Origin of the sequence: Streptomyces sp. SID13031 (genome assembly GCF_010548305.1) — a bacterium.
Classification (GTDB): domain Bacteria; phylum Actinomycetota; class Actinomycetes; order Propionibacteriales; family Kribbellaceae; genus Kribbella.
On the sequence record NZ_JAAGLV010000024.1, the window covers coordinates 25,059 to 42,429 of the forward strand.

Consider the following 17,371-nt stretch of genomic DNA (forward strand, 5'->3'; position numbering starts at 1 on the left):
CTACTGCGCGGACCACGGTCGTGAGTGGTTGCCATTAGGCTCGACCACATGGACTCCCGCCTGCCGCTTCTCACTGTTGAGACAGTGATCTTTCCTGGGCTGGTGCTCCCGATCCCGGTCACGGACGTTCAAGGGCGATCGGTGGTTCGCGATCTGGTCGAGAACGGCGGCGAGATGGTGTGCGGCGCAGTGGCGGTCAGGGACGGGTACGAGCTGGGTGACCGGGTGTTCCGGTCGCTGTACGGGACGGGCTGCGCGGCCACGATCTCCGAGATCTCTCTCGACGCCGACGACGACGGCCCGGTCGAGATCACCCTGACCGGCAACCGGCGCTTCAAGGTCGCCGAGCTCGACAGCGGTGGCGACTACCTGGTCGCCGATGTCGAGTGGCTCGACGAGGAGCCGGGCGACGACCCCCTCGGCGCCGCGACCGTCGCCGTCGCGCGCTTCCGCCGGTACGCCGCTGCCGTCACCGAGATCTCCCAGCCCGGCCTGCGCATCGGCTCACTCCCCGACGACCCGGGCACCCTCTCGTACCTGATCTCCGCCGCGATGACGCTGGTGACCCCCGACCGCCAGAAGTTGCTGGAAGCCCTCGACACCACCACCCGCCTGGCCCAGCTCGTCGGCCTCCTCGACACCGAGCTCTCCGCAATCACCGCCCTCCCCTCGCTCCCCGCCGTCGACCTCGCCTGGTCGGACATGTCCCCCAACTGAGATGGCCGTAGAGCCACCGGAATTGCAGACAGCCACCACCCTCCTCCTGGCCGCAGTCAAAGCCGGCTGGCAACCGACCGACACCGACCAGCACTGGCTGGGCCAGGTCGTCTACACCTGCGGCACCTACCTGAACCTGGACGGCGAGTGGACCGCGGGCCACTTCGACGTCTACCAACACGGCGTCGAGATCGAGTCCGACATCGCCGACATCTACCTGGTCGTCACCACCGCCTTCACCCAGGCCCTGGCCGCCGACCTCTCTCCCCCGGTCCGCACGCTCCTCCAACTCGCCGCCGACTGGGAACCCCAACCCCACTCCGACTGGACCCCCTGGAAACAAGCCGCCTGGTCCCTGATCCCCGACGAACACAACCCGTACTGATCACCGGGTCGTCGATCGCATCCCGGCGACCTAGAGCTATTCCTTGACGCGAATATTCTTCGTGGTGAATGATTTGGGTCATGGACGCACTGCTTACCGCCCTTGCCGACCCGGCTCGCTGGCGGCTGGTGAAACTGTTGGCTGAGCGGCCGCGGTCGGTTGGGGTTCTTGCTCAGCTGGCTGGGGCGCGGCAGCCGCAGACGACCAAGCATCTGCAGACTCTCGAGCGGGCTGGGGTGGTGATTTCCCGGCGCACTGGGCAGCGGCGCGTTTACGCTCTCGAGGCCGGCCCGCTGCGGGAATTGGCGGCTGCGCTCAACCAGCTTGCCGACTCAGCCGATCAGGGCGGCGGGTCGCGGGAAGCCTTCGATCGCCACCGGATCAGCCTTGACGCTGAGCGGCTGGCCGCAGAGACCGCGGGGTGGGCCGACGGGCGATCCTTCCAGTTTCTCCGGTCACTGACGGCCCAGCCCGCGGTCGTTTGGCGCTACCTGACGGAGACCGATCTGCTCGCTCGATGGTGGGCGCCTGACGACCTCAGGGTTTCGGAGCTTGTCTTCGAGGCGCGACCGGGTGGGCGGGTGGTTCTGGAGTATCGCGACGCCGAGGACGTCGACGGCTCCGATCTGGTCGCCGGGCGCTCCGAAGGCGTTGTCACCGACGCGCGGCCAGGAGAGCACCTCGCCTACCGCAACTCCCCCGTGCTTCCCGACGGGAGTACCGCCTTCACGGCCCACCTCGAGTTCGACCTTCAGCTCACCGAGGCCGGTACAGACCTCGCCGTCCACTTCCGGGTCACCGACAGCACGGTCGACTCCGCTGACTTCATCGCCGGGATCGAGCTCGGCTTCGGCCAGAGCCTCGACAAGCTCGCGGCGACCCTCGCCGCCGCATCGAACGACATCACCCCGAGGAGCACGAAGTGACCGACCGCATCGTGACCGCGAACCTGTCCCTGTCCCTCGACGGCCGCTACAAGGGCCCCGGCGGGGCGTACGACCTGGGCGCGATCGTCCCGTACGCGACCACCGACGTCGCGCGCGATCACCTGAGCCGCATCTGGGAGAACGCGACCACCGCCGTACTGGGCCGCCTGAATGCCGAAGGATTCCTGGGGTTCTGGCCGACGATCATCGACAACGAAGACGCCGATCCGCGGGATCGCGGTTATGCGCAGTGGCTGGTCGACACCGAGAAGGTCGTCTTCTCGACCACGTTGACCGAGGCGCCCTGGGAGCGCACCCGTCTGGTGAACGCGCCTGCTACCGACGTCATCACCGAGCTCAAGAGCACTGGCGAAGGCGAGATCCTCGTCAACAGCAGCGCCAGCATCATCAAGGCGCTCCTCGCCGCCGACCTGCTCGACCGGCTGTACCTGATGATCACGCCCGAGATCGCGGGCGGCGGCCGGCGGCTGTTCGACGACGGCCTGCCAAGCACCAAATGGACGGTCACCCACCAGGAAACGGGCGATCTCGGCGAGCTCGCGCTGGTGTACGACCGTACCCGGTAGAGAATTGAATCCCAGCGCGGTATGGTTTTGGTATGAGTAAGCAGATCACGGTGCGCCTGCCGGACGAACTCGTCGAGTTCATGGACCGGCTGGTCGATGACAACAAGGCGTCCAGCCGGGCGTCGGTGGTCGCGCGCGCGATGGAGCGGGAGCGGCGGCGCGAGCTGGCCGAGCGGGACGCGGCCATCCTCGCGGCCCACGGTGGCTACGACGATCTCGACGGGCTGGCGGTCGCCGCCGGCGGGACTGTGCTGGCCGACCTCGACTGATGCGGGCGCTGCACATCGCGCGGCTGGACAAGCCGCGCCCGGTCGTGGTCCTGACGCGTGAGCTGATCAGGCCGCGCCTGACCAACGTCACCGTCGCCCCGATCACGAGCACGATCCGCGGCCTGTCGACCGAAGTGCTGGTTGGCGCCCAGAACGGTCTGGATCACCCCAGCGCGATCAGCTGCGACAACATCCAGACCATCCCGAAACTCCAGCTCGGCCGCCTGATCGGCTACCTCCTCCCCGACCAGGAACTAGCCCTGGCCGAGGCAATCACCCTCGCCTTCGACCTCGAGCTCGCCCTCTGAAGCGCACTTGGTGCACGACCTGAGCGTTTCGGCCCCGCCAGAACGCTCAGGTGGTGCACAAAGTGGGGCTTAGCCGAGCTTCGTGACGTCGCGGACTGCGCCCTTGTCGGCGCTGGTGGCCATGGCGGCGTAGGCGCGGAGGGCTGCCGAGACCTTGCGCTCGCGAGCGCGAGGGGCGTAGACGCCACCCAGGGCCTCGCGGCGAGTAGCCAGTACTTCGTCTGGGACCAGGAGGTCGATGGAGCGGCCGGGGATGTCGATGCGGATCCGGTCGCCGTCCTCGACGAGGGCGATCGTGCCGCCGGACGCCGCCTCCGGGGAGGCGTGGCCGATGGAGAGGCCCGACGTACCACCGGAGAAGCGGCCGTCGGTGACCAGCGCGCAGACCTTGCCCAGGCCGCGGCCCTTGAGGAAGGACGTCGGGTAGAGCATCTCCTGCATGCCGGGCCCGCCCTTGGGACCCTCGTACCGGATCACGACCACGTCGCCGGGCTGGATGGCCTTGGCGAGAATCTTCTCGACCGCCTCCTCCTGCGACTCGCAGACGACGGCCGGGCCCTCGAAGGTCCAGATCGACTCATCGACGCCGGCCGTCTTCACCACGCAGCCGTCGAGTGCCAGGTTGCCCTTCAGCACCGCCAGGCCGCCGTCGACGGAGTACGCGTGCTCGAGGTCGCGGATGCAGCCGCCGGCGGCGTCGGTGTCGAGCGTCTCCCAGCGCTCGGACTGCGAGAACGCCGTCGCCGACCGCTTGCAGCCGGGCGCCGCGTGCCAGAGCTCGACCGCCTCGGCCGAGGGCGAACCGCTACGGACATCCCAGTTCTTCAGCCACTCGTCGATCGAGCCACTGTGCACGGTGTAGATGTCCTCGTTCAGCAACCCGGCGCGGTACAGCTCGCCGAGGATCGCCGGGATGCCGCCCGCGCGGTGCACGTCCTCCATGTAGTACGTGCCGCCGGGCGCGACGTTCGGCGCGACCTTGGCCAGGCAGGGCACCCGACGGGAGACGGCGTTGATGGCGTCCAGGTCGAAGTCGATCTCGGCCTCCTGGGCGGCCGCGAGCAGATGCAGGATCGTGTTCGTCGACCCGCCCATCGCGATGTCGAGCGCCATCGCGTTCTCGAACGCGGCGCGGGAGGCGACGGTCCGCGGCAGCACGGTCTCGTCGTCGGTCTCGTAGTACCGCTTGGTGATCTCGACGACCGTCCGGCCGGCGTTCTCGTACAGGGCCTTGCGGGCGGTGTGGGTGGCGAGCACCGAGCCGTTGCCCGGCAGCGCCAGGCCGATCGCCTCGGCCAGGCAGTTCATCGAGTTCGCGGTGAACATGCCCGAGCACGAACCGCAGGTCGGGCAGGCGTTCTCCTCGATCCGCAGGATGTCCTCGTCGGAGACGTTCTCGTTGACCGCCTCGGACATCGCGTCGATCAGGTCCAGCTTGCGCACGGTGCCGTCGACGAGCGTCGCCCGGCCGGCCTCCATCGGGCCGCCGGAGACGAACACGGTCGGGATGTTCAGCCGGAGCGCGGCCATCAGCATGCCCGGGGTGATCTTGTCGCAGTTGGAGATGCAGATCAGCGCGTCGGCGCAGTGCGCCTCGACCATGTACTCGACCGAGTCGGCGATCAGGTCGCGCGACGGCAGGCTGTAGAGCATCCCGCCGTGGCCCATCGCGATGCCGTCGTCGACCGCGATCGTGTTGAACTCACGGGCGATCCCGCCGGCCGCGTGGATCGCCTCGGAGACGATCCGGCCGACCGGCTGCAGGTGGGTGTGCCCCGGGACGAACTCGGTGAAGCTGTTCGCCACCGCGATGATCGGCTTGCCGAAGTCCTCTCTGGCGACGCCGGAGGCCATCATGAGGGCGCGGGCGCCTGCCATGTTGCGGCCGTGGGTGACGGTACGGGACCTCAGTTCAGGCACGACGATCTCTCCAAATTCGCAGCGAACAACTCCTTAGCATGGTGCCACTTGCGGTCCAGATGCCGAAACGCCGGTCCCGTATGACGGATGGCCAGGGCCGGATCACGGGCCGGCCGGCGCGTATCTTGGGCCCATGGACGACCCCGAGCTGGTACGAGCGGCGCAGGCCGGCGACGTCAGCGCGCTCGGCCTGCTGCTGGCGCGCCACCGCCCCGGGATGACCGCGGTCGCGATCAGCCTGCTCGGCTACGGCCACGATGCCGAGGACGCCGTGCAGGAGGCGACGGCGGTCGCGCTGGCCCGGATCGGCGACGTGCGCGACCCGGATGCGGTCGGCCCGTGGCTTCGCCAGGTGGTTCGCAATGCTTGCCGGATGCAACTACGGACCCGGCGCCCGCTGTCGCTCGACGACCACCTCCTCTCGGTACCACCGTCCGCCGAGCCCGATCCGGCCCAGCTACTGGAGCAGCACGCCTCGCGTGACTGGGTCTGGCACGCGCTGGAGCGCCTGTCGCCACCCCTGCGCCTGGTGGTGATGCTGCGCCACTTCAGCGGCGTTACGGCGTACCAGGACATCGCCGACGCCTGCGGAGTACCGGTCGGCACCGTGCGCAGTCGGCTCTCCGAGGCGCGCGGGAAACTCTGTGCGAGCCTGCTGGCGACAGCAGATGAGGCGTACGACGACGTGACGGCGCTCGCCGCGGTGCGCCGCCGCGAGGTCGAGGAAACCCTCGTCGCGGCCGAGCAAGGCACTCTGGCCGAGACGATGCGGGCGTACTGGTCGCCGGAGGCCGAGTTCACCTATTCGAACGGGCACCGGTCGATCGGCCACGACGACTTCTTGCGCGGGCTCTACCAAGACATCGACGACGGCGTCCGCGGCCGCGTCACCAACGTGGTGGCCAGCCAAGACCTGTCGATCTGCGAGATCGACCTGATCAACCCGCTCGAGAACCCGTTGCACTGTCCCCCGACCGTGGTCTGGGTCCAGCAACTGGAAGCGGGCCGGACCAGCCGGTGCCGGCTGCTCCACGCCCGCCGGCTGGAGCACACCATCCCGGCGTGACGCAGGACACATTCAAACGATCGAACTCCGGCTGAGCTCGCGCATCCTGTCCTTGTGAGCACCCTTGACGAGGACAACCCACTGGAACGATTCGCCCTGGCCTCCCGGGCCCGGGAAAGTCTGGCGGCCTGGACCACCGGAGCACAGGTCCTGACGCTGGTCACCACCCTGCGGGACCGGGGCTGGACGAAGTTCCTCGCCGAACCGCGCGACCTCGAGACGCTGACCGAGTTCTCCGGTCTCCCGCCGACCCGGCTGGCCGACATCCTGGCGGTGCTCGAGGCGCACGGCATCGTGCGGCAGCAGGACGGGACCGTGCAGCTGACCCGGCAGTTCGAGGCGCTGGCCGCCGCCGACTCCTACATTGGCCTGGACGAGCTCCTCGACCAGGCCGAGGTGATGTCGCGGCTGATCCGTACGGCGGCCGAAGACCCCGGCCCGCTGCCGTTGACCGAACCCGATGCCCTGGTCATCGCGCGTGCCACCGGCGGGAACGCCACCGCGATCACCAGGGCCTTGTACGAGCAGAGCTTCCTGCCGCAGCTGCCCGAGATAACCGAACTGGTCCGTGGTGAGCGCTGGCTCGACGTCGGCTGTGGTGTCGCCGGGGCAACGCTGACCCTGGCCACGCTGATCCCCGAGTTCCGGGCGGTGGCCATCGAGCTGGTCCCTATCGTGGCCGCCGAAACGCTCCGCAGGGTGAAGGAGCACGGGGTGGCCGATCGGGTGGACGTCCGCTGTATGGACGCGCGGGATTTCGATGAGCCGGCCTCGTTCGGCGGCGCTTTCTGGGCCCAGCCGTTCTTCCCCGAGCCGACCCGGGCGGCGACGCTCGCGGTGACCCTGCGATCGCTGAAGCCCGGTGGCATGCTCTTCGTGCAGGAGATGGAGCCCGAACCGGACGAGGCCCGCCGGCCCGCCTACACCTTGCGGAAGCTCGTCTCCCGGGGCTGGGAGGTTCCGTTCGGACGGTCCGCCGAAGATCTGGCCGCCGAAGGGCAGGAGGCCGGCTTCGAACTCGTCCGGCTGGCCCAGACCGACTTCGGCCGGATGATCATCCTCCAGCGGCCGCTGAGCTGATCCACGGCTTTTGTCGGAGGGCACGTCTAGCCTGGATGAATGGAAGGCTTCGAGTATCACGTGCGCAGGGCGCATCCCGCCCTGCGCCCGTATCTCGGCGACCTCGTCGGCTACGCGTACTACGGCGAGCCGGCGGAGCTGCATCGCGGCCTGCCCTCGCGGTATCTGACGATCGTGATCAGCCTCGACGAGCCACTCGGGATCGCCTGGCCCGACTCCCCGGTGGAGAAGTTCCAGACCGTCGTCAGCGGACTGCACTCGACGGCGGTACGGATCGGCGACTCCCCCAATCTGGCAGGCATCCAGCTGGCGCTCACGCCGGAGGGGTCGCGGGCGCTGCTGGGCCTGCCGTCCGGCGAGCTCGCGACCACGATCCTGGACGTCGACACACTGCTCGGGATACCGGCCCAGGAGGTCGGCGAGCGGCTCCGCGCGACACCGAGCTGGCAGGACCGGTTCGACATCGTGGAGCGGCTACTGCTCGAAGCCTGGCGCGATGAGCCGATCGGTGAGCCACGCGCCGAGCTCGGCTGGGCGTGGCGGCGATTGTGCGAGACGGCGGGCGGCGTCGGCGTACAGGAGCTGGCGTCCGAGGTCGGGTGGAGTCGGCGACATCTGACTGAGCAGTTCCGGGTGGAGTATGGGTTGGCCCCGAAGGTTGCTGCGCGGGTGCTGCGGTTCGAGCAGGCGGTCGGTCGGCTGAAGGCGAGACCACAGACCAGGCTCGCGGATCTCGCGGCCGACCTCGGGTACTCCGATCAGGCGCACCTCACGCGCGAGTGGCACGCGATCGCGGGGTGCTCGCCGCGGCAGTGGATCGTCGAGGAGCTCCCATTCGTCCAAGACGACGTCCGGACCGAGGTAGCAGAGTCGGGGGTATGAACACGACAACGAACGGCACCGTGATCGGGGTCTGGCCGACGCTGGTCTACCGCGACGGTCAGGCCGCATTGAAGTTCCTCACCGAAGGGCTGGGGTTCACCCTGGTCGCCTCCCACCCCGGCGTGGCGGAGGGGTCGATCGCGCACGCCGAGCTGACCTGGCCGGCCGGTGGCGGCGTGATGGTCAGCTCGCTCGACCGCAACGCCGAGCCGAACGAGTTCGACCAGCTGGCCGGGCAGATCGCCTCGGTCTACCTGGTCTGCGACGACCCCGACGCCGTGTGGCCGACAGCGATGGCGGCGGGCGCGACGGTAGTACGGGAGAAGCGCAAAGAGGACTACGGGTCGTACGGGTTCAGCGTGGCCGATCCGGAGGGCAATGTGTGGAGTATCGGCACCTATCGCGGCGAGATCGGCGCGTTGTCCACAGGGGGCGAACAGTGACTGCGGGAACTCCGTAGAATCGCCGGGTGACAGAGACGAGCGAGCCGCTGGACGACACCTCGAGCGAGGCCTTGCAGGTCTTGCATCGAGTGTTCGGGTACGACTCGTTCCGGGGCGAGCAACAAGACATCATCGAGACCGTCGTCGGTGGCGGTGACGCGCTGGTGCTGATGCCGACCGGCGGCGGGAAGTCGCTCTGTTACCAGATCCCTGCTCTCGTCCGGTCGGGCGTCGGAGTGGTCATCTCGCCGCTGATCGCGTTGATGCAGGACCAGGTCGACGCACTGACGGCGCTCGGTGTCCGGGCCGGCTTCCTCAACTCGACGCAGGACTACGAGCAGCGGCGCGAGGTCGAGCAGGCCTTCCTGTCCGGAGACCTCGACCTGCTCTACCTGGCGCCCGAGCGACTCCGGGTGGAGGCGACGACGCGGCTGCTGGACCAGGGCAAGATCGCGCTGTTCGCGATCGACGAGGCGCACTGTGTTTCGCAGTGGGGACACGACTTCCGGCCCGACTACCTGATGCTGTCGGAGCTGCACGAGCGCTGGCCCGACGTCCCGCGGATCGCGCTGACGGCGACCGCGACCGCGACGACGCACGCCGAGATCGCCACCCGGCTGAACCTGGGGTCGGCGAAACACTTCGTCGCGAGCTTCGACCGGCCGAACATCCAGTACCGGATCGTGCCGAAGGACAGCCCGCAACGCCAGCTGCTCGACCTGCTGCGCACCGAGCACCCGGGTGATGCCGGCATCGTCTACTGCCTGTCCCGCAACAGCGTCGAGAAGACCGCGACCTTCCTGACCCAGAACGGGATCGAGGCCGTCCCGTACCACGCCGGTCTGGACAGCCGCGTCCGCGCGAAGAACCAGTCGCGCTTCCTGCGGGAGGACGGCCTGGTGGTCGTCGCGACGATCGCCTTCGGGATGGGCATCGACAAACCGGACGTGCGCTTCGTCGCGCACCTGGACCTGCCGAAGTCGGTCGAGGGCTACTACCAGGAGACCGGCCGCGCGGGTCGCGACGGACTGCCTTCGACGGCCTGGCTGGCCTACGGGCTGCAGGACGTCGTCCAGCAACGCAAGATGATCGACACCTCCGAAGGCGATGCGGCGCATCGCCGACGCCTCGGCACGCACCTCGACGCCATGCTCGGGTTGTGCGAGACCGTCCAGTGCCGGCGGCAGCAGCTCCTCGCGTACTTCGGCCAGAACGGCGAGCCGTGTGGCAACTGCGACACCTGCCTGACCCCACCCGAGTCCTGGGACGGCACGATCCCGGCGCAGAAGCTGCTCTCGACGGTCTACCGGCTGCAGCACGAGCGCAACCAGAAGTTCGGCGCCGGTCAGGTGATCGACATCCTGCTCGGCAAGACGACCGAGAAGGTGAAGCAGTTCCGGCATGACGACCTGTCCGTGTTCGGCATCGGCACCGAGCTGAAGGACACCGAGTGGCGCGGAGTGGTCCGCCAGCTGCTCGCGCAACGTCTGCTCACGGTCGAAGGCGACTACGGCACGCTGCTGCTGACCGAGGACAGCGCCGAGGTGCTCGGCCGTCGGCGCGACGTGATGATGCGCCGCGAGCCAGAGCGCGCCGCCCGGTCCAGCTCGCGGTCGGGCGGTGGCGGCAAGAAGAAGGCAGTCGTCGACCTCGCCCCCGAGGCCGCTCCGGTGTTCGAGCGCCTGCGCGCTTGGCGAGGCGCGGTCGCCAAGGAGACCGGCGTCCCGGCGTACGTGATCTTCCACGACGCGACCTTGCGGCAGATCGCCACCGACCTGCCGGGCAACCTCGCCGAGCTGGGCAAGATCAGCGGCGTCGGCGAGAACAAGCTCGCAAAGTACGGCGAAGGCGTCCTGGAGGCGCTCGCCGCCGAGTAGGACCTTTAGCTCGCAGCAGACACCGAAACTCCGTCGAGGGTGCGGGCGTTGAACGTCACATGAGCAACCTGACGAGTTCGTACGACGCACTGGCCGACGCTTACCACGCAACCGTCGACCCCGACGGAGCCGGCCTGAACGATCCGACCTTCGACGAACTGGTCGGCGACCTCCGAGGCCAACGGGTCGCGGCGGTCGCCTGCGGGCAAGGGCGGGACGCGCGCCGGCTCGCCGACCTCGGTGCGGACGTGGTCGGCATCGACGCCTCCGAATCGCTGCTCGCTCACGCCCGCGATCTCGAGCAGCAGACACCGCGCGGGGTCTCGTACCTGCACGGTGATGCGCAGGATCTCGCGCCGCTCGCCGATGCGTCATTCGACGGGGTGGTCTGCCACATGGCGCTGATGGACATCCCGGAGCTCGAGCCGACGCTGCGGTCCGTCGCCCGGATCCTCAAGCCAGGCGGCTGGTTCGTCGCCTCGATCACCCATCCCTGCTACAAGTCGCCGGCTCACGGAGAGCTGGTCGACCACGTCGAGGGCACGTATCGGCGGATCTCCGGCCGCTACTTCGAGGAAGGGCCGCACAACAGCGCGACCCGCTGGGAGATCCTGCCTCGGGTCGCGTATCACCGGACGCTGTCGACGTACGTCAACACCTTGGTCGTCGCCGGACTGCCCATCGTGCGGATGGCTGAGCCCCTCGGCGACAAGCCCGTCTGGAAGGAGGCCGCCTGCATTCTCTGGTTCCGTTGCCTAGCCCAGTAGTGGTTGGAGAGCGGTGATCAGTTCGGTGACGACCGTCTCGGGGCGCTTCTGGCCGTCGGCGAGGATGACCGCGACGGACAGTTTGTGGTCGGGGATGACGACCAGCAGGCTGGTGTAGTCGGGCATGTCCCCGCGATGCCCGTACGCCGTACCGAGTCCGTATGACTGCGAGAACAGCATCGTCCCGAGCCCGTAGTCGCCATCGCCGCTCGTCATCTGCTGGACCAGCCCACCCGGTACGACGCGGTCGCCGTACAACTGGTACCCCCAGCGGGCGATGGTCGGCGTATCGGCGGCGAGGCCGGCGTTGGCCGCGGAGAGGCTCGCGATCGCGCGGCACGGGGTGTAGCCGTCGACGGCCTTGCCGCAGGCCGGGTTGCGATCCTCGGCGACCGGCGCCATCGGCTTCTGGCCGTCTTGGAAGGCCGCGCGCTCCAGCCCGGCCGGCTTGGCCAGGTCGCGGCTGAGCACGGTCGCGAGCGGCTGGCCGGTCACCTTCTCGATCAGCATTCCGAGCAGTACATAACTGGGATTGCTGTAGTTGTATGGGCTGTCGGGCTGGGTCGGCTCGGCCGTGTCATACGACAGCGCCTGCTCGGGCGTCCAGTGTTTGCCGGGCGCGGCCTTGATCGCGATATCCATCTTGGCGTAGTCGCCCGGCAGATAGTTCGGTACCCCGGACCGCATGCTGAGGTGTTGCCGCACGGTCGCGTTGTTGGCGGTCAGTCTGTGGTGCACGTACTGCGAGAGCGGTGCGTCGAGGTCGATCTTCTTGGCCTGCGCGAGCAGCATCACCTCCGACGCGACAAACGTCTTGGTGATGCTCGCGACGCCCATACTCGTCTGGGGCGTGAGCGCAGTACCGGCGGCGTCCTTGCCTGCTGCACCCGACCAGATCCACTGGTCGGTCACCACAGCTGCCGTGACGCCTCGGGAGCCGGCTTCGATCGCCGGATCACTGACGACCTTCGTCAGCACCGCCTGAAGCGCTGCGGCCTTCCCGGGATCGAGCACGGTCGTCGCCGGATCGGGCAGCTTCTGGCCGGCCTGGTCGGTAAAGGTCGAGCTGGGTGGCGGCGCAGCGGTGTCACCGGAGGAGCAGCCACTCAACAGCATCGCGACTGTGACCGTGACCGCCAGCACCACCCTAGATCGACCCATCTTGCGATGGTCTCGCGCCCGGAGGGTCACGTCGAGGGACGATCGGGCAGAGTTGATTGGGCACTAAGGGCTCTTGAGCTTGCGCCAGCCGCCGGCCCGGTTGTTGGCGATGATCTGGCGCAGCATCGCGGTCAGCGCCGGCTCGTTGATCGGCTCGCCCTCGTGGAACGAGATCATCCGGGCCGTCTTGTTGTCGTGTCCGCCGGTGATGATGCCTTCGGGGTCGGGCACGATCGCGCCGTCGTACAGGAAGACGTTCACGTGCGTCTTGGCAGCCAGCAAGGCGCACACATTGCCCTGCAGGACGAAGTACGGCTGGACGGTGCGCTTGATCGTCTCCGCCAGCTCGGGGTCGGCGGCGTGCACGAGGTCGCGCACCCGATGGCAGATCTCCTGCTGCCAGTCCGGCAGCTTGTCGATGTACTCGTCGACGCGTGGGTCCTTCTGGTAGCTCATCAGTTGCTCCAGGCAAGTCCGGTCGCGATCTCCGCGAAGTCTTGGATGGTTCTCGCCCGCCGGGTCGCCGTCCAGGCGAGGCAGACCTGGTTGGGGCCGATGTCCTCGATCGGCACCGCGACCACGTCGGGGCGGGTGTAGAAATGCGCGGTCGACAGCGGCAGTACCGAGATTCCGTTGCCCGCCGCAACGTGTTCGAGCTTCTCCTCGACGTTGTGGAAGACGGGCACCCGGCCGGGCCGGCGTTCCCGGAGCTCGACGGCGATGTCGCGCCACTCCGGTACGGCGTCCGGGTCCTGCAGCAGGTGCTCATCGGCGAGGTCGCTGATCCGGAGGGACGGTTTGCCCGCCAGCCGGTGATCCGCGGGCAGCATCACGACCCGCGACTCCTCGAACAACGGGCGCACCGTCAGGCCCTGCTGGTCGATCGGCAGCCGGACGATGCTCACGTCGGCGCGACCGTCCCGTAGCACCTCGACCTGGTCGTGCCAGGAGGTCCGGAGCAGCTCGACGGTCAGCTCCGGGTACTGCGCGGTGAACGCGCGCACCGCCGTCGTCACGGTGATCCCCGGCATGAAACCGATCGTGAAGGTGCCCGCCGACCGCGCGGCCCGGACCACCCGCAGCCGCGCCGCCTCGGCCGCGGCGAGCAAGGGGCGTCCATCCTCCAGGAGTTGCCGGCCGGCCTCGGTCAGCTCGGTCGCCCGCTTGGTCCGGACGAACAGCTGTACCTTGAGCTCGTCCTCCAGGGCCCGGATCTGCCGCGACAACACCGGCTGCGCGATGTGCAACCGCTCGGCCGCCCGGCCGAAGTGCAGTTCCTCGGCCACCGCGACGAAGTACCGGACCTTCCGCAGATCGACGTCCATACCTGCAGGGTATTACCCCCAGGTCGAGACCGCAGAGGAGGCAGGACGATGGCGAAGGTTCTCTACCACGTGACGATGTCGCTCGACGGTTTCATCGCCGGGCCGGAGCATTCGATGAGCTGGATGGCTCAGGGGGACAGCGGGCCGCAGGACGAGGGGATGGCGGTCGCCAAGACGTCCGGCGCGGCGCTGGCCGGGCGGAACGGGTACGAGATCGGGCGGCAGGCGGGGAGCGAGCTGTACGGCGGCGCCTACAGCGGGCCGATCTTCATCCTCACCCATCGGCCGCCCACCGACGAGACGAACCCGGCGTACACGTTCCTCAGCGGCGACATCCGGCCCATCGTCAAGACCGCTCTCGACGCAGCCGGCGGCAAGGACCTGCTGATCCTCGGTGGCACCATCGCCGCCCAGTGCATCGAGGCCGGTCTACTCGACGAGCTCTTCGTCCACGTCTCCCCCGTCTTGCTCGGCCAGGGCATCCCGCTGTTCCGTAGTACCGGTCCGCTCGTCACCCTCGACCCCATCAGCAGCACCCAGGTAGGCAGGACCACCAACCTCCGCTACCGCGTGGTTCGTTAGCTACTTGACTTCTTGCGGCGGTCCAGCAGCGAGGTAGGCCGCCAAGTCGGGCGTATCGGCGTCCAGGAGATGCCGCACCCACGCCTGCCGTTCATGGTCGGTCAGCGCCAGTTCCCACACACAGCCGGTCGAGTGCGCCGGCATGGGCGTGAGGTCGTCGGGTTGGTCCAACGGCGAACGGAAGTAGGCGAGCGACAGGTCTACCGGGCTGGCCCACCAATAGATCAGTACGAAGCACGCAGGGCGGGCCCGGTGGGCGATCACGAACGCGGCCCGGGGGTCGGACGTGGTCGGCAGGGTGGCTGCGGCCAGAACTCTCGCCGCATCCAGCAACTCCTGCCCGGGCTCTCCCTCGACGGCCAGGCCGTAGAGCTTGGTCGGCCAGCCGTTGAACACTTCCACGCCGTACTGCGTGACGTACCGCGCTTGGTGGCCACTCGTGGCGTCAGAGTTCCGCACGGGGCAAGCATGCCCTGAGATTGGAGAAGCCCGGACAGCCATGGGCTGTCCGGGCTCTTTGGAGCTGGGTTACTTGGCGACTACCCGGAGGGTGAACTCGCCTTGGCCGTCGCCGGTGATGCGGCTGGTCAGGCCGGCGGAGCGGAGGGCGGCGAAGTCCTTGTCGCTGCTGATCTCCTCGTCCAGCGAGGCGATGGCCGCGAAATCGACGTAGCCGACCATGACCGCGCCGGACATGTCCGGTACCGCCTGCTTGAAGCTCTCGGACTGGCCGAGGTTGCCGCCCTTGAGCACCTGGTCGGCGTAGTCCTGGTCCGTCGCGATGACGAGGTGCTTGTCGTCCTTCGCCTTCTTGATCGGGATGTCCAGCGTCGCCCGGGTGGTGATCAGCTCGGTCACCTTGTCCACCACCGCTTCGGCCTTGGCCGGGTCGGTCTCGATCCGGGCCGCGATCTTCGGGCCGTTGCTGCTGTCCTTGTCGACCGCGATCGACAGGTTCTTGCCGAGCAGCGGCTTCAGGTCGTCCGGCAGTACCAGCCCGTACTCGTCGGTGAAGTCCTTCGTCAGCTCGGGCAGGTTGAGGTCCGAGCCGGACTTCTCCAACTGCTTCCAGATCGTGTCGACCAGGTTCGCGCCGTCGGACAGCGTGAGCGCCCCGGCGGTGCTGTCGGGCAGCTTGGCGATCTGGTCACCGGCGTTGGCCGAGTTGACCTTGATGGACTTGTCGCCACGCGCGATGCCCTTCAGCTCGACGTACTGCGCGTCGAACCGCAGCGCCGCGGCCGCACTACCCTGCGGCAACGTGGTCTTCCCGGCGAGGCCCTCGGTGGGCGCCAGCGCCGCGAGGCCCTTCATGTCGGCCCACAGCGAGACGAAACCCTGCTCGCCGAGTGCGTCCATGTCGGCCTTGAAGGTGGCGTTCTCGGCCAGCGACGACTCCTTGCCGCCGGCAACGGCTGCGTCGAGGACCGACTGCTCGTCGGCGATCAGCACATAGCCGTCCTTGAACGCGCGGGCGGGCTTGTCCTCCTCGTTCGCGAACAGCTTGTCCAGACCCGCGGTCGCCTTGTCCTCGTTCTTCACCTCGACGGCGATGATCGGCTCAGGCTCCTGGCCGGACTCGCCGCCCTTGCCGGGCACCGCGGCGACGCCGGCCCGGTCACCCAGCCACGGCTTGATGTCCTTGTCGAAGTCGACTGCGGCGAGGTCGTCGCCGGCGTCCTTCTTGATCAGGTCGAACAGCTTCTGGCGCAGGTCGTCCTTGTCGCTCGTCAGCCCGATCTTCTCCTTGGCCGACGGGAACTTGAGCATGAACCGCACGGCGGCGACCTTCTGGCCGGCCGACGGGTTCAGGTCGATCCGCGCGTAGGCGACGGCGTTGCCCGGGAGCACCTCGGCCGGCTGGCCTCCGCCAGTGAGCCGGGCGTAGGCGAAGACGCCGCCACCAGCCACCACGGCGACAACAGCGAGCCCTGCGACCAGCGGGATCAGCTTGCCGCGCTTCTTCGGCTCCGGCTGCCACTGCATGGTCTCGGGCGCTCCGTACGGCGGTTGTCCCCCGCCGCCCTGCCCCTGCTGCGGGTAGTCAGGCGAGCCAGGCTGCGGCCACAACTGCCCGCTCTGCTGGTACTGCGGCCCCTGCGGAGCGTATTGCCCCGGCTGCGGCTGGCCTGCCCCGTACTGCGGCTGCTGCGGCTGCCCGTATTGCGGGCCCTGCGGCTGCTGCCCCTGCGGCTGCTGCCCGTACTGCGGGCCTTGCGGCTGCTGCCCTTGCGGCGGCTGGCCCTGCCCGGGCTGCTGCCCCTGCGGAGCGGAGTACGGGTTGTGCTGCGGCGTACCGCCGTATGGACCCTGCGGACCGCCTGCGGCACCCGGGTGGTGCCCGCCGGCCGGCGGATTCGTGTTGTCGGACATGTGCCCCCCTCGCGTCACCCGGCAGCCTCACCACCGGGCCGATACAGGTTAGTTCACCTGCGGTGACGATTCTGACGCGCCAGATACCGATCCGGTTGCAACGGGATCGGCCCGCCAGGTGGTGGCGGCGATGATCGCGGCCGCGAGCGCGGCACCGACGAGCCAGGCGGCCAGCGGCGTCCAGGTGTGCAGTTCCAGCGGCGCGGCCAGCAGATCGCCGGGTTTTGCAGCCTGCAGGCGCGGCTGCAACGGGTCGTGCCCGAGCAACATCCCGACCCCCCAGGCGACTCCCCCGCCGAGCGCGGAGCCGAGCACGACGATGCTCACCGACCACGGACCGTAGTTGCGCAACCACCAGAACAACAGCGCTCCGAGCACCAGCGCGGTCAGAAACCCGATCGAGGTGAAGGTGCCGTCGGGCCCGAAGACCTTCGTCATCTGCTCCTCGCCGAGCGACCCACCGTTCTCGTCCACTGTGTACTGCGCGAGCGGCGCGAACTGCTGCCACGCCCATCCGGCGATTGCTCCGGCAACCAGGAACACCGCGACCGTGACGGCGATCGCCCGGCTCCACGGCAGCTTGGGCTCCTGCACGACCACAGGCGTACCGAACGGATGTTGTCCGTATCCCTGGCCGTACGCCGAAGGCTGACCGAGCGGGTTGTCTACTGGCTGACTCACCTCGCCAGTGTTGCAGGTCCGC

At 68.6% G+C, this 17,371-nt stretch carries 20 protein-coding genes; 13 read left to right on the forward strand and 7 right to left on the reverse strand.

Translation table 11 applies throughout. The annotated features are described in order from the left end of the window. The first annotated feature begins 48 nt into the window (after positions 1–48). The 6 genes from G3I17_RS34670 (at position 49) to G3I17_RS34695 (ending at position 3,192) form a co-directional block, all read left to right on the forward strand. Complete coding sequence (locus tag G3I17_RS34670; RefSeq protein WP_164602712.1) at positions 49–717, forward strand: LON peptidase substrate-binding domain-containing protein; 669 nt, start codon at positions 49–51, stop codon at positions 715–717. A 1-nt stretch (position 718) separates the two neighbouring features. Beyond that, positions 719–1,102: a hypothetical protein gene (locus G3I17_RS34675; protein ID WP_164602716.1), complete on the forward strand. Its 384-nt coding sequence runs from the start codon at positions 719–721 to the stop codon at positions 1,100–1,102. Positions 1,103–1,182: 80 nt separating this feature from the next. Then, positions 1,183–2,028 carry a metalloregulator ArsR/SmtB family transcription factor gene (locus G3I17_RS34680; protein WP_164602719.1) on the forward strand — a complete coding sequence of 282 codons (846 nt, stop codon included), beginning with the start codon at positions 1,183–1,185 and terminating at the stop codon, positions 2,026–2,028. Further along, the gene (locus G3I17_RS34685) at positions 2,025–2,615 is read left to right on the forward strand and encodes a dihydrofolate reductase family protein (protein ID WP_164602723.1); all 591 of its coding nucleotides are present in this window, start codon (positions 2,025–2,027) and stop codon (positions 2,613–2,615) included. Before G3I17_RS34680 ends, G3I17_RS34685 begins: the two co-directional genes overlap by 4 nt. A gap of 32 nt (positions 2,616–2,647) precedes the next feature. Continuing rightward, positions 2,648–2,884, forward strand: a complete 237-nt coding sequence (locus G3I17_RS34690; RefSeq protein WP_164602725.1) for a ribbon-helix-helix domain-containing protein — start codon at positions 2,648–2,650, stop codon at positions 2,882–2,884. Further along, positions 2,884–3,192, forward strand: coding sequence for a type II toxin-antitoxin system PemK/MazF family toxin (locus G3I17_RS34695; RefSeq protein WP_164602727.1), 309 nt, complete (start codon positions 2,884–2,886; stop codon positions 3,190–3,192). Before G3I17_RS34690 ends, G3I17_RS34695 begins: the two co-directional genes overlap by 1 nt. A gap of 69 nt (positions 3,193–3,261) precedes the next feature. Here G3I17_RS34695 and ilvD read toward each other — a convergent pair whose 3' ends face one another. Continuing rightward, positions 3,262–5,112, reverse strand: a complete 1,851-nt coding sequence (gene ilvD / locus G3I17_RS34700; protein WP_164602729.1) for a dihydroxy-acid dehydratase — start codon at positions 5,110–5,112, stop codon at positions 3,262–3,264. Positions 5,113–5,245: 133 nt separating this feature from the next. Here ilvD and G3I17_RS34705 point away from each other — a divergent pair, with 133 nt between their 5' ends. From G3I17_RS34705 to G3I17_RS34730, 6 genes are read left to right on the forward strand one after another with little or no spacing between them, the layout of a single operon-like run. Then, positions 5,246–6,178 carry a sigma-70 family RNA polymerase sigma factor gene (locus G3I17_RS34705; protein ID WP_164602730.1) on the forward strand — a complete coding sequence of 311 codons (933 nt, stop codon included), beginning with the start codon at positions 5,246–5,248 and terminating at the stop codon, positions 6,176–6,178. A gap of 54 nt (positions 6,179–6,232) precedes the next feature. Then, the gene (locus G3I17_RS34710; RefSeq protein ID WP_164602732.1) at positions 6,233–7,258 is read left to right on the forward strand and encodes a class I SAM-dependent methyltransferase; all 1,026 of its coding nucleotides are present in this window, start codon (positions 6,233–6,235) and stop codon (positions 7,256–7,258) included. 39 nt (positions 7,259–7,297) lie between these two features. Beyond that, positions 7,298–8,140: an AraC family transcriptional regulator gene (locus tag G3I17_RS34715; RefSeq protein WP_164602735.1), complete on the forward strand. Its 843-nt coding sequence runs from the start codon at positions 7,298–7,300 to the stop codon at positions 8,138–8,140. Then, positions 8,137–8,583: a VOC family protein gene (locus tag G3I17_RS34720; protein WP_164602738.1), complete on the forward strand. Its 447-nt coding sequence runs from the start codon at positions 8,137–8,139 to the stop codon at positions 8,581–8,583. Before G3I17_RS34715 ends, G3I17_RS34720 begins: the two co-directional genes overlap by 4 nt. A gap of 26 nt (positions 8,584–8,609) precedes the next feature. After that, positions 8,610–10,460 (forward strand): DNA helicase RecQ, encoded by a 1,851-nt coding sequence (recQ, locus tag G3I17_RS34725; RefSeq protein WP_343238527.1) that lies wholly within the window; start codon positions 8,610–8,612, stop codon positions 10,458–10,460. Between the two features lie 59 nt (positions 10,461–10,519). Further along, positions 10,520–11,227 (forward strand): class I SAM-dependent methyltransferase, encoded by a 708-nt coding sequence (locus G3I17_RS34730; protein WP_164602740.1) that lies wholly within the window; start codon positions 10,520–10,522, stop codon positions 11,225–11,227. Here the strand turns inward: G3I17_RS34730 and G3I17_RS34735 are convergent. From G3I17_RS34735 to G3I17_RS34745, 3 genes are all read right to left on the reverse strand, one after another. After that, positions 11,216–12,388: a serine hydrolase domain-containing protein gene (locus tag G3I17_RS34735; protein ID WP_164602742.1), complete on the reverse strand. Its 1,173-nt coding sequence runs from the start codon at positions 12,386–12,388 to the stop codon at positions 11,216–11,218. The two genes, G3I17_RS34730 and G3I17_RS34735, sit on opposite strands and share 12 nt — an antisense overlap. 63 nt (positions 12,389–12,451) lie before the next feature. Further along, on the reverse strand, positions 12,452–12,844 hold the full coding sequence (locus G3I17_RS34740) for a DUF1801 domain-containing protein (RefSeq protein ID WP_164602744.1): 393 nt from the start codon (positions 12,842–12,844) through the stop codon (positions 12,452–12,454). Further along, a complete protein-coding gene (locus tag G3I17_RS34745; protein ID WP_164602746.1) occupies positions 12,844–13,713 on the reverse strand; it encodes a LysR family transcriptional regulator in 870 nt (289 codons plus the stop codon). Before G3I17_RS34745 ends, G3I17_RS34740 begins: the two co-directional genes overlap by 1 nt. A 48-nt stretch (positions 13,714–13,761) precedes the next feature. On the opposite strand from G3I17_RS34745, the gene G3I17_RS34750 reads away from it, so the two are divergent. Continuing rightward, the gene (locus G3I17_RS34750; RefSeq protein ID WP_164602749.1) at positions 13,762–14,295 is read left to right on the forward strand and encodes a dihydrofolate reductase family protein; all 534 of its coding nucleotides are present in this window, start codon (positions 13,762–13,764) and stop codon (positions 14,293–14,295) included. Here the strand turns inward: G3I17_RS34750 and G3I17_RS34755 are convergent, their stop codons facing one another. From G3I17_RS34755 to G3I17_RS34765, 3 genes are all read right to left on the reverse strand, one after another. Continuing rightward, complete coding sequence (locus tag G3I17_RS34755; RefSeq protein WP_164602750.1) at positions 14,296–14,754, reverse strand: hypothetical protein; 459 nt, start codon at positions 14,752–14,754, stop codon at positions 14,296–14,298. It lies immediately after the preceding gene. A gap of 69 nt (positions 14,755–14,823) precedes the next feature. Then, the gene (locus G3I17_RS34760; RefSeq protein ID WP_164602752.1) at positions 14,824–16,668 is read right to left on the reverse strand and encodes a DUF3352 domain-containing protein; all 1,845 of its coding nucleotides are present in this window, start codon (positions 16,666–16,668) and stop codon (positions 14,824–14,826) included. A 48-nt stretch (positions 16,669–16,716) separates the two neighbouring features. Continuing rightward, on the reverse strand, positions 16,717–17,349 hold the full coding sequence (locus G3I17_RS34765; RefSeq protein WP_164602754.1) for a hypothetical protein: 633 nt from the start codon (positions 17,347–17,349) through the stop codon (positions 16,717–16,719). Positions 17,350–17,371: the final 22 nt, after the last annotated feature.

Coding starts and splice junctions, on each gene's coding strand:
- G3I17_RS34670 (WP_164602712.1), top strand. CDS start 49: ATGGACTCCCGCCTGCCGCTTCTCACTGTTGAGACAGTGATCTTTCCT.
- G3I17_RS34675 (WP_164602716.1), top strand. CDS start 719: ATGGCCGTAGAGCCACCGGAATTGCAGACAGCCACCACCCTCCTCCTG.
- G3I17_RS34680 (WP_164602719.1), top strand. CDS start 1,183: ATGGACGCACTGCTTACCGCCCTTGCCGACCCGGCTCGCTGGCGGCTG.
- G3I17_RS34690 (WP_164602725.1), top strand. CDS start 2,648: ATGAGTAAGCAGATCACGGTGCGCCTGCCGGACGAACTCGTCGAGTTC.
- G3I17_RS34695 (WP_164602727.1), top strand. CDS start 2,884: ATGCGGGCGCTGCACATCGCGCGGCTGGACAAGCCGCGCCCGGTCGTG.
- G3I17_RS34705 (WP_164602730.1), top strand. CDS start 5,246: ATGGACGACCCCGAGCTGGTACGAGCGGCGCAGGCCGGCGACGTCAGC.
- G3I17_RS34715 (WP_164602735.1), top strand. CDS start 7,298: ATGGAAGGCTTCGAGTATCACGTGCGCAGGGCGCATCCCGCCCTGCGC.
- G3I17_RS34720 (WP_164602738.1), top strand. CDS start 8,137: ATGAACACGACAACGAACGGCACCGTGATCGGGGTCTGGCCGACGCTG.
- G3I17_RS34730 (WP_164602740.1), top strand. CDS start 10,520: ATGAGCAACCTGACGAGTTCGTACGACGCACTGGCCGACGCTTACCAC.
- G3I17_RS34735 (WP_164602742.1), bottom strand. CDS start 12,388: ATGGGTCGATCTAGGGTGGTGCTGGCGGTCACGGTCACAGTCGCGATG.
- G3I17_RS34740 (WP_164602744.1), bottom strand. CDS start 12,844: ATGAGCTACCAGAAGGACCCACGCGTCGACGAGTACATCGACAAGCTG.
- G3I17_RS34745 (WP_164602746.1), bottom strand. CDS start 13,713: ATGGACGTCGATCTGCGGAAGGTCCGGTACTTCGTCGCGGTGGCCGAG.
- G3I17_RS34750 (WP_164602749.1), top strand. CDS start 13,762: ATGGCGAAGGTTCTCTACCACGTGACGATGTCGCTCGACGGTTTCATC.
- G3I17_RS34760 (WP_164602752.1), bottom strand. CDS start 16,668: ATGTCCGACAACACGAATCCGCCGGCCGGCGGGCACCACCCGGGTGCC.